The organism is Herbiconiux sp., from assembly GCF_023264895.1.
In the GTDB taxonomy this organism is placed as follows: Bacteria; Actinomycetota; Actinomycetes; order Actinomycetales; family Microbacteriaceae; genus Herbiconiux.
The window spans coordinates 1-10,726 of sequence record NZ_JAHFUY010000106.1; the positions used below are offsets into that span (position 1 = coordinate 1).

General features: G+C 71.2%; 10 protein-coding genes and 1 pseudogene. 10 read left to right on the forward strand and 1 reads right to left on the reverse strand.

Translation table 11 applies throughout. The annotated features are described in order from the left end of the window. Window positions 1-187 precede the first annotated feature (187 nt). Window positions 188-1,084 (reverse strand): PAC2 family protein, encoded by an 897-nt coding sequence (locus Q0D57_RS16785; protein WP_291046183.1) that lies wholly within the window; start codon window positions 1,082-1,084, stop codon window positions 188-190. Window positions 1,085-1,174: 90 nt separating this feature from the next. Here Q0D57_RS16785 and Q0D57_RS16790 point away from each other — a divergent pair, with 90 nt between their 5' ends. The 10 genes and pseudogenes from Q0D57_RS16790 to Q0D57_RS16835 form a co-directional block, all read left to right on the forward strand. After that, on the forward strand, window positions 1,175-1,846 hold the full coding sequence (locus Q0D57_RS16790) for an HAD family phosphatase (RefSeq protein WP_291046186.1): 672 nt from the start codon (window positions 1,175-1,177) through the stop codon (window positions 1,844-1,846). Next, window positions 1,843-2,940, forward strand: a complete 1,098-nt coding sequence (locus tag Q0D57_RS16795; protein WP_291046189.1) for a tRNA (adenine-N1)-methyltransferase — start codon at window positions 1,843-1,845, stop codon at window positions 2,938-2,940. The genes Q0D57_RS16790 and Q0D57_RS16795 overlap by 4 nt, the downstream gene beginning before the upstream one ends. Before the next feature lie 54 nt (window positions 2,941-2,994). Continuing rightward, window positions 2,995-3,897 carry a hypothetical protein gene (locus Q0D57_RS16800; RefSeq protein ID WP_291046191.1) on the forward strand — a complete coding sequence of 301 codons (903 nt, stop codon included), beginning with the start codon at window positions 2,995-2,997 and terminating at the stop codon, window positions 3,895-3,897. Between the two features lie 24 nt (window positions 3,898-3,921). Next, a complete protein-coding gene (locus tag Q0D57_RS16805) occupies window positions 3,922-4,950 on the forward strand; it encodes a WYL domain-containing protein (RefSeq protein ID WP_291046192.1) in 1,029 nt (342 codons plus the stop codon). Continuing rightward, window positions 4,940-5,950, forward strand: a complete 1,011-nt coding sequence (locus tag Q0D57_RS16810) for a WYL domain-containing protein (RefSeq protein WP_291046194.1) — start codon at window positions 4,940-4,942, stop codon at window positions 5,948-5,950. Before Q0D57_RS16805 ends, Q0D57_RS16810 begins: the two co-directional genes overlap by 11 nt. Before the next feature lie 23 nt (window positions 5,951-5,973). After that, the gene (locus Q0D57_RS16815; protein ID WP_291046196.1) at window positions 5,974-6,312 is read left to right on the forward strand and encodes a hypothetical protein; all 339 of its coding nucleotides are present in this window, start codon (window positions 5,974-5,976) and stop codon (window positions 6,310-6,312) included. A 5-nt stretch (window positions 6,313-6,317) separates the two neighbouring features. Next, window positions 6,318-6,578, forward strand: coding sequence for a Sec-independent protein translocase subunit TatA (gene tatA / locus Q0D57_RS16820; RefSeq protein WP_291046199.1), 261 nt, complete (start codon window positions 6,318-6,320; stop codon window positions 6,576-6,578). Between the two features lie 51 nt (window positions 6,579-6,629). Further along, window positions 6,630-7,382, forward strand: a complete 753-nt coding sequence (gene tatC / locus Q0D57_RS16825) for a twin-arginine translocase subunit TatC (RefSeq protein ID WP_291046218.1) — start codon at window positions 6,630-6,632, stop codon at window positions 7,380-7,382. A 23-nt stretch (window positions 7,383-7,405) separates the two neighbouring features. Beyond that, on the forward strand, window positions 7,406-9,895 hold the full coding sequence (locus tag Q0D57_RS16830; protein ID WP_291046220.1) for a DEAD/DEAH box helicase: 2,490 nt from the start codon (window positions 7,406-7,408) through the stop codon (window positions 9,893-9,895). Between the two features lie 2 nt (window positions 9,896-9,897). Further along, window positions 9,898-10,726 (forward strand): annotated as a pseudogene (locus Q0D57_RS16835) (apolipoprotein N-acyltransferase); the annotation flags it as partial.

The window sequence follows — 10,726 nt, forward strand, 5'->3', positions numbered from 1 at the left end:
CCGCCGGCCCGCCGCGCGCTCGGCCTGCCCGCGTCCGGCCCGCCCCCGCTGCGGCGCCCCGTCTCGCCGCGACTTGACAGTAGGTGCGCGTAAGAGCGCCGACTTGACACAAGATGTGTCAAGTCGGCGGCTTTGAGCGCGACTACTGTCAAGTCGCGGCGAGACGGACGGGCGGGGTGGGACCGCGTCAGTCGCGGCGCCAGGGCTCGTCGGGGCGGCCGTCGCCACCCGCGCGCCCGTCGCCGCCGGCGCGGCCGTCTCCGCGCTTGCGGAGGTAGCGCTCGAACTCCTGGGCGATCGCCTCGCCGCTCGCCTCGGGGGAGTCGACGGTGTCGCGCGCCTGCTCGAGCTGCTGGATGTAGGCCGCCATGTCCTCGTCCTCACCCGCGAGGGCGTCGATGCCCGTCTCCCAGGCCGACGACTCGTCGGCGAGCTCGCCGCGGTCGATGCTCACGCCGATGAGCTCCTCGAGCCGGTCGAGGAGCGCGAGCGTGGCCTTCGGCGAAGGGGCGTTGTGCACGTAGTGGGGAACGGATGCCCACACCGACACGGTCGGCACGCCGAGCTGCTCCGCGGCATCGGCCAGGATGCTGAGGATGCCGACGGGACCCTCGTACGTGCTCCGCTCGATCTCGAGCTCGCTCCGCACCACGGGGTTCTCGCTCGTGGAGAAGATCGAGATGGGGCGGGTGTGCGGAACGTCGGCGAGCATCGCGCCGAGCAGCACGACGCCCGTGATGTCCTCCGCCACGACCGTGGCCATGATCTCGGCGGTGAACGAGCGCCAGTTGCGCGAAGGCTCGGAGCCGATGAGGAGGTAGACGCGCGACTCCGCCTCGTCGCCCGGACCGAAGACCGTGGCGCCGGGCCAGACGAGCACGCGCTTGCCCTCGTCGTCGACCGTCACGTTCGGCCGGTTGAACTGGAAGTCGAAGTACTCCTCGGCGTCGACCTCGGCGATCGGCACGACCTCGAGCTGCTCCTGGAGCACCTTCAGTGCGCCGGTCGCGGCCTCGCCCGCGTCGTTCCAGCCCTCGAACGCCACGAGGAGGAGCCTGCCGTGCAGGAATCCGTTGTCTGTCACCGTGATGGGTACCTCACCAGCTTCCGGGACCACCGCACGGTGCGGCTGCCATCAGTCAAGGATAGGCGGCACACCGTAGACTTGTCGCCCGTGACCGAAACCGATCCCGCTCCCGCCCCCTTCGCCGTGCTCTGGGACATGGACGGCACCATCGTCGACACCGAGCCCTACTGGATGATCGCCCAGGGCGAGCTCGTCGCCTCCTACGGCGGCACCTGGACGCACGAGGCGGCCATGACCCTCGTGGGCTCGGGCCTCGACCGCACCGCACGCATCCTGCAGGAGTTCGGCGTGCGGATGGAGGGCGACGCGATCATCGAGCTCCTCTCCTCCCGCGTGATGGACCAGGTCACCGAGCGCGCCCCCTGGCGCCCCGGAGCCGTCGAGATGCTGCGCGAGCTGCACGACGCCGGCGTGCCCCAGGCCCTCGTGACGATGTCGATCGGGCGGATGGCCCACCACATCGCAGGGCTCCTCCCGTTCGAGCCGTTCGCAGCGGTCGTCTCGGCCGACGACGTGACCGAGATGAAGCCGCACCCCGAGCCCTACCTCCGCGCGGCCGACGCTCTCGGCGTCGACATCAGCCGCTGCGTGGCCATCGAGGACTCGGTGACGGGGGTCACCTCCGCGGTCGCCTCGGGCGCCGCCGTCGTGGGCGTGCAGCACCTGCTGCCGCTCGACGACTCCGGGGCCCACGTCGTCTGGCCCACCCTCGACGGCCATCGCGCCGCCGAGCTCGGCGCGATGCTGGTGCGCGCATGAGCGGCACGGAGCAGGGCAGCGGCAGCGGCAGCGGCAGCGAGCAGGGCACCGTGCACTACAGCGGCCCGTTCCGCGAGGGCGATCGCGTGCAGCTCACGGGCCCGAAGGGGAAGCTCAACAGCATCACCCTCGAATCCGGCAAGGTCTTCCACACCCACCGCGGCTTCATCGACCACGACACCCTGATCGGGCTCCCGGACGGCTCGGTCGTGGCCAACTCGGTCGGCGTCGAGCACCTGGCACTCCGGCCCCTGCTCACCGACTTCGTGATGTCGATGCCGCGGGGCGCCGCCATCATCTATCCGAAGGACGCGGCGCAGATCCTCGCCCAGGCCGACGTCTTCCCCGGCGCGACCGTCGTGGAGGCGGGTGTCGGATCCGGTGCGCTCTCGCTCTGGCTCCTCCGCGCCATCGGCCCCACGGGCCGGCTGTCGAGCTTCGAGCGCCGGGACGAGTTCGCCGATGTGGCGCGCGGCAACGTGGCGGCCTACTTCGGCGGCGTGCCCGAGGGCTGGACCGTGACAGTCGGCGACCTCGTCGAGGCCCTCCCCGCCACCCACGAGGCGCACTCCGTCGACCGCGTCGTGCTCGACATGCTCGCACCCTGGGAGTGCATCCCCGCCGTGGCCGACGCGCTGAAGCCCGGCGGAGTCGTGCTCTGCTACGTCGCGACCGTCACCCAGCTCTCCCGCGTGGTCGAGGCGATCCGCGACACCGGGCTCTTCACGAACCCCGTGCCCAACGAGACGATGGTGCGCGGCTGGCACGTCGAGGGCCTCGCCGTGCGCCCTGACCACCGGATGATCGGCCACACCGGCTTCCTCGTCTCGGCCCGCCGCCTCGCTCCCGGAGCGGTGCTACCCGAGCTCAAGCGCCGCGCCTCGAAGAGCGACTTCTCGGACGAGGACATGGAGGCCTGGACCCCCGGTGCCCTCGGCGAGCGGGGGATCAGCGCCAAGAGCCTCCGCAAGCGCGTGCGCGCCGCCACCGCGACCGCCGACGCGGCGCTGGCCCGGGAAGCCCGGGAATCAGGACACACCCGCGAGACGGGTGCCGCCCCCGACGCGGACGCCACCGGCGACGCCGTCGAATAGGATAGTTTTCGCTCACCGGGCCCACGGCTCGTCGAACGCAGGAAAAGAGGATCCGTGCGCAAGTCTCTCGCGCTCACCCTGTCGGCCGGCCTCCTGGTCGCACTCGCAGGCTGCAGCGGCGCACCCGCCGCACCCGACTGCTCGAAGGTCACCCCCTCGGGCGGTGCGAGCTCGATCGTGACCGCCGACGGCGCGATGGGAGCCGACCCGGCAGCCACCTTCCCGTTCCCGCTCGTCGTCGAGAAGGCGCAGGCCTCGGTGCTCACCGAGGGCGAGGGCGACCCCATCGGCATCGGCGGCACGATCGCCGGCTCGTACACGATCTACGACGGCGAGAGCGGCCAGCCCGCGGGAGCCACCCAGGCCACCGCGCTCGTGGTCTCCGAGGGACTGCCCACCGGTCTCCGCAACGCCCTGCTCTGCAGCACCGCCGGTCAGCGCACGGTCGTCGTGCTGCCGAACGACGAGGCGACCCAGATCGTCGCTGGCGCCCCCGGCTCCATCGTCATGGTCTTCGACATCAGCGCCGCGTTCCCGCAGGCCGCCGACGGCACCACCCAGCCCGCGCAGTCCGGCTTCCCCGCCGTCGTGCACGCCGCCGACGGCCGCCCCGGTGTGACCATCGGATCGCAGACGGCTCCGGACGAGGCCAAGAGCGCCCTGCTGAAGAAGGGCGACGGCGCCGAGATCGCCACGGGCGACACCGTCGTCGTGCAGTCGACCGCCGTCTCCTACAGCACCCGCGAGGTCACGAGCTCGACCTGGGAGGAGGGCACGCCCGGTGTCTGGACGATGACGGAGGACACCGCCGCCGCGTCGGCCGGACAGCCCGCCGGCATCTCCGAGTTCCTCGTGGGGCAGACGGTCGGATCCGAGGTGATCGCGGTGGTGCCCGACGGCAGCGGATCGGCCACGGCGTACGTCATCGACATCGTGGGCGTCCTGCCCGCGAGCTGATCCCGAGCGGCCTAGGATTCAGTCGTGCCCTCCGAGAATCGTGCCGTCCCGCCGGTACCGGTGGAGGAGCGTCTGTTCAGCCTGGTGCTCGCCCTCCTCGCGACCGAGTCGGGTCTCACGAAGAACGAGATCCTCTCGACGGTGCAGGGCTACCGGCAGCGGTTCGAGGTGCACGGCGACAACGCGAGCCTCGAGCGCCAGTTCGAGCGCGACAAGGACGACATCCGCGAGCTCGGCGTGCCGCTGGAGACGCTCGAGGCGCCGGGCGACCCCGGCAACAACCAGAGCCTGCGCTACCGCATCCCACGGGCGGCCTACGAGCTTCCCGCCGACATCTCGTTCTCGCCCGAGGAGATCACGCTGCTGAACCTCGCCGCCATGGCGTGGCGCGAGGGCTCGCTGTCGCGCGAGTCGAGGCGGGCGCTGCTGAAGCTGCGGTCGATCGGTGCCGACACGACCGAGCCCGTTCTCGGCTACGCCCCGCGCATCCGCACCCGCGACGCCGCATTCGGTCCGCTTTCTGACGCACTCGCCCGAGGCCTCACCGCGACCTTCCTCTATCTGAAGCCCGGCAGCGCCGCGGCGAGACTCCGCACCGTGCGGCCGCTCGCCCTCGTGCAGCACCAGGGCCGGTGGCACCTCAAGGCCTTCGACCAGGGCGTCGGCGAGCCGCGCACCTTCCTCCTCTCCCGCATCTCGGGAGCCGTCAAGCTGGGCCGCCAGCCGCTCGAGCTCGCGCCGGGCGACTACGCCGCCGAGGCCCTCGCCGAGCTCGACGCCCTGTGGGAGGCCAATGTCGCCGAGATCGAGGTCGTGCCGGGCATGGATGCCGCGGTGCGGCTGAGCCGTCGCCGCGGAGCCACGCTCAGCACCGATGGCGTGATCTCCCTCCACTTCACCGACGCCGCACTGCTCGCCGACGAGCTCGCGGGGTTCGGGCCCGAGGTGCTCGTGCGCTCACCCGAGCACCTCGTCGAGGCGGTCAAGGCGCGACTCCGGCTGGCCGTCGACGCCCACTCCGACGGGTCAGGAGGTGACTCCGATGGCAGCTGACCGCGACCGGCCCGCCAAGGCGGCGGCCGAACCGCTCGCCTTCGCCCAGGACCGCCTCACGTTCCTCCTCGCCCTCGTGCCGTACGTGCTCGACGCCGGTCGCGTGACCGTGGCCGAGGCGGCGGCGCACTTCCAGGTGAGCGAGAAGCAGATCCGCGACGCCGTCTCCCTGATCGCCGTCTCCGGCGTGCCGGGGGAGACCACGCAGTACCAGCACGGCGACCTGTTCGACATCTCCTGGGACGCCTTCGACGAGCACGACGAGATCGTGATCACCCACCGGGTGGCGCTCGACGACTCGCCGCGCTTCTCGGCCCGCGAGGCCGCCGCCCTCATCGCCGGGCTGCAATACCTGCAGGCGCTGCCCGAGAACGTCGACCAGGGCGTCTACTCCTCGCTCATGGACAAGCTCGCCCGAGGGGCCTCCGAGAGCCCGAGCCAGGTCGCGATCGCCTCGAGCGACTCCACCGGCTCGCTCGCCGAGGTGCGCGACGCTCTCGCGCGCGGCGTGCGGCTCGAGTTCGACTACCTCTCGTCGCGGGGCTCCGCCGAGCGCCGCGAGGTCGATCCGCTCCGCATCGACTCCGACGACGAGAACTGGTACCTGCGCGCCTGGGACCACCTCCGCCAGGCGGTGCGCACCTTCCGGCTCGACCGGATGACCGGGGTCACCGTGACCGACCGCCCCGTCGACGAGGAGCACGGCGACCTGCCGCTCGGCGACAGCCTGTTCCAGGCTGGTGACGACGATCTCGTGGTGACCGTCGACGTCGATCCGGATGCCGTGGCGCTGCTCGGCGAGTTCATGGCGGGTGTCGACACCCGCCGACTCGAACCGGTGGGAGACCGCGTGCGGGCGCGCATCCGGGTGGCCCACCTCAACGGACTCACCCGCCTGGCCGCCGCGAGGCCGTCCGCCGTCACCGTCGTCGACCCGCCTGAGGCCCGCGCGGCCGTGGTCGACTGGGCGAGCCGCGCGCTCGCGCGCTACGACGGCTGACAACTCCCTCTAGGCTGGACGACATGGCGTGGTGGGCGTGGCTGATCATCTGGACCGTCCTGGTCCTCGGCCTCCTCGGCATGCTCGCCTGGCTCGGCTGGCGGCTGTTCAAGAAGGGCGTCGCGGTGTTCCGCGCCCTCGAGGAGCTCGGCGACAAAGTCGCGCAGCTGAACGAGAACGTCGAGGAGCTCGCGCTCGAGCGGCCCGAGCGGGCGATCGCACTCGGCTATCCCGCGATGGCCCGCCGTCACGACCTTCACAAGGAGCGCAGGGGGCGTCTGCGGGAGGCACGCAGGGAAGCCAGACTCGCGCGGGGTAAACTACTGATCAATCCGCCGACGATCCCGACGCTAAGGAAGTAGATCCCATGTTCGCTAACCTCAACGGGTGGCACCTGGTCATCGTCCTGGTCGTCATCCTGCTCCTGTTCGGCGCGACCCGTCTTCCCGCTCTCTCGAAGAGCCTCGGCCAGTCGATGCGCATCTTCCGCAACGAGACCAAGGCCATGAAAGAGGAGAGCGCAGCCGACAAGGCGGCGGAGGCCGGTGTGGTCACGAACACGGCCGAGGGCCAGGCACCGGGCACGACCCCGGCTCCGGGAAGCACCTCGGACACCTCGAAGTCGTAGCGCCACGTGGCCGTCAAGCCACCGCGGCCCGAGCGCTCCCGTGAAGGCAGGATGTCGCTCGGCGCGCACCTGATCGAACTGCGCAAGCGCCTCTTCCTCGCCGCCCTGGCGATCGTGATCGGCAGCATCGCGGGCTTCCTCGTCTCCGACTTCGTGCTCGCGGCCATGATCCGGCCGATCTCCGAGCTCGCGGCCGAGCAGAACCGCAACGCGAGCCTCAACTTCACCGACGTCTCGTCGGCGTTCGACCTGCGCATCCAGATCGCCTTCACCGTGGGTGTCGTGATCTCGTCGCCGGTCTGGCTCCACCAGCTCTGGGCGTTCGTCATGCCGGGCTTGAAGAAGAACGAGAAGCGCTACGCGATCGGGTTCGTGGCCGCCGCCGTCCCGCTCTTCCTCGCCGGCTGCGCCGCCGGCTGGTTCGTGCTGCCCCACATGGTGACCCTGCTCACCGGCTTCGCCCCCGAGGGCACCACGGCGCTCCTCACGGCGCGCTCCTACTTCGACTTCGTGCTCAAGCTCGTGCTGGCCATCGGCATCGCGTTCGTGCTGCCCGTGTTCCTCGTGCTGCTGAACTTCGCCGGGGTGCTCACCGCGAAGGCCATCCTGAAATCGTGGCGCATCGCCATCCTCGCGGTCACGCTCTTCACCGCCATCGCCACGCCGGCGGCCGACGTCATGTCGATGTTCCTGCTCGCGATCCCCATGATCGGGCTGTACTTCCTTGCCGCCGGCATCGCCTGGCTGCACGACCGGCGGGCCGCCCGGATCGCCGCCCGCCTCGACCTCGAGCTGGCCGTCTGATGCCCGCCGGAGAGACGGACGAGATGCTGAGCCCCGCCGAACGGTTCGCCGCAAGTCGCAAGCGCGCCGGGCACCCTCAGGTCGAGATCTTCCGGAGCGCCCAGGCCTTCGACCTCGACCCCTTCCAGATCGAGGCCGCCGGAGCACTGGAGGACGGCCGCAGCGTGCTCGTGGCGGCGCCGACCGGAGCGGGCAAGACCGTCGTGGCCGAGTTCGCCGTGCACCTCGCCATGCAGTCGGCGCGCGACAAGGTGTTCTACACGGCCCCCATGAAGGCGCTGTCGAACCAGAAGTTCAACGAGTTCGTGGCCGAGTACGGGCCGGATGAGGTGGGCCTGCTCACCGGTGACACGAACGTCAACGCCGACGCGCGCATCGTGGTGATGACCACCGAGGTGCTGCGCAACATGCTCTACGCCGACTCCGACCTGCTGAAGAACCTCCGCTTCGTGGTGATGGACGAAGTGCACTACCTCGCCGACCGCTTCCGTGGCGCGGTCTGGGAGGAGGTCATCATCCACCTCCCGCAGAGCGTGAAGCTGGTGTCGCTCTCGGCCACCGTGTCGAACGCCGAGGAGTTCGGAGACTGGCTGCAGGCCGTGCGCGGCGACACCGAGGTGATCGTCTCGGAGGAGCGCCCGGTTCCGCTCGACCAGCACGCCCTGGTGAAGACGAAGCTGCTCGACCTGTTCGACTCCACCGGCCGGGCGGCCACCAACCGGGTCAACCCGGAGCTCGCCCAGCTGGTGCGGGGCGGGGCCTCGCTCGGCGCCGACCGCAATCGCGGCGGCTACAGCGGCGGGCGCGGCGGCGGTGGTGGCGGCGGTCGAGGTCGGAACGGCGGTCGCGGGGGCGGCCGCGGCGGCTACCACCGGGGAGGCCACGACGGCTTCGAGCGGATGGACCGCCCCGATGTGGTGGCGCTGCTCGAGGAGCACCGGCTGCTGCCCGCCATCTTCTTCGTGTTCAGCCGCGTCGGCTGCGACCAGGCCGTCAAGCAGGTGCTGCGGGCCGGGGTGCGCCTCACGACCGCGGAGGAGCGCGACGAGATCCGCCGCATCGTCGACGACCGCTGCCGCACCCTGCTCGACGAGGACCTCGCCGTGCTCGGCTACTGGGAGTGGACCGAGGGGCTGCAGCGCGGCGTCGCCGCCCACCACGCCGGCATGCTCCCCGCCTTCAAGGAGGTCGTGGAGGAGCTCTACCAGAAGAAGCTCGTGAAGGTCGTCTTCGCCACCGAGACCCTCGCGCTCGGCATCAACATGCCCGCGCGCACTGTGGTGCTCGAGAAGCTCGAGAAGTTCAACGGCGAGGCGCGCGTGCCCATCACGGCGGGGGAGTACACCCAGCTCACCGGTCGTGCCGGCCGGCGGGGCATCGACGTCGAGGGCCACTCCGTCATCCAGTGGCGCGAGGGGCTCGACCCCCAGGAGGTCGCGTCGCTCGCCTCGCGCCGCACGTACCCCCTCAACTCGAGCTTCCGGCCCACCTACAACATGGCCGTCAACCTGATCGACCAGTTCGGGCGATCCCGGGCCCGCGAGATCCTGGAGTCGTCGTTCGCGCAGTTCCAGGCCGACCGCGCCGTGGTCGACCTGGCGCGCAAGGTGCGCCAGCAGGAGGAGTCGCTCGCGGGCTTCGAGAAGGCGATGACCTGCCACCTCGGCGACTTCCGCGAGTACGCCCGCATCCGTCGCGAGCTCACCGACCTCGAGCGCTCCGGCGCGGGTCGCGCCGACGTGACACCGCGGGGTGAGCGGGACAAGCGGCAGCGGCAGATCGCCTCGCTCCGGCGCCAGCTCCGCTCCCACCCCGTGCACGGCTGCAAGGATCGCGAGTCGCACGCCCGCTGGGCCGAGCGCTGGTTCAAGCTCAAGCGTGAGACGGACAAGCTCACGCAGCAGATCCAGACCCGCACGAACGTCATCGCGAAGGTCTTCGACCGCGTCACCGACGTGCTGCTCGGCCTCGACTACCTGCAGAACGACGAACACGGCGTCACGAGCCTCACCCGGCAGGGGCACACGCTCAAGCGCATCTACGGCGAACGCGACCTGCTCGTGGCCGAGTGCATCCGCCGCAAGGTCTGGCACGAGCTCGACGCCGCCTCGCTCGCGGCGATCGCCTGCACTCTCGTCTACGAGCCCCGCCGCGACGACGGCGACTCCTCCGATCGCTACCTGCCCCGCGGCGCCTTCCGCAAGGCGCTCGACGAGACCCAGACGCTCTGGGCCACGATCGACGACGTCGAGCGCGACCACCGGCTCCCCGGCTCCGAGACGGTCTCGACCGGCCTGGCGACGGCCATGCACCGCTGGGCGCAGGGCGCAGGGCTCGACGAGGTGCTGATGCTCGCCGACATGGCGGCCGGCGACTTCGTGCGCTGGACGAAGCAGACCATCGACCTGCTCGATCAGCTGCAGGGCACTCCGGATGCGCACCTCGCCACGACGGCCCGCTCGGCCATCGACGTGGTGCGGCGCGGCATCGTGGCCTACTCGTCGGTGGCGTGAGCGTGAGCGCTCCCGCCTCCCGGGCCCTCTCTGCGCCTGCCGTTCCCCGCGCCGACGGCGCGTTCGTGCGCCCGCTGCTCCCGCTCTGGCTCGCTGTGCTCGCCGCGGTGGGCGCCGGGATCGCGTTCGACGCCGGTTTCCCCGACAAGGGCTGGTGGCCGCTCACGCTGCTCGGCACCGGCATCATCCTCGTCGCGCTGATCGGACGGCGAGCCGGGAGCGCCCTGCTCGTGGGCTTCGTGGCCGGCGCGACCTTCTGGGGAACGCACATCATCTGGCTCACCCTCTACCTCGGCCCGCTGCCCTGGATCGGGCTGACCGGCTTCGAGGCCGTCTACTTCGCCCTCGGCGCGCTGCTCATCGCCCTCGTCTACCGGCGGTCCGACCGTGCCTGGCCGAGCCGCGTCGGCCGCCTGCTCATCGTCCCGCTCGTCGTCGCCGGCCTCTGGACCCTCCGCGAGGGGGTGAACGCGATCTTCCCCTACGGCGGTTTCTCCTGGGGGAGGGTCGCGATGTCGCAGTCGCAGAGCCCGTTCACCGATCTCGTGGCCTGGGTCGGCATGGCGGGCCTCAGCTTCGTGCTCGTCTGGCTCGTCGCCTTCCTCATCCAGCTCGTCCGCGAGCACGGTCTGCCCCGCTCCACCCGTGCGCTCACCGCCGGCATCGCGGTGGCCGCCACCCTCGCCGTCCCCGCCTGGCCCGCCGTCACCGAGGGCACCTCCCGCATCGCCGCGGTGCAGGGCAACTCGGATGCCGGGCTCTTCGCCGTGCACGCACCGGGCGACATCCTGAGCGACCATGTGTCGGCCTCGCTGCCGCTGGAGGCGGAGG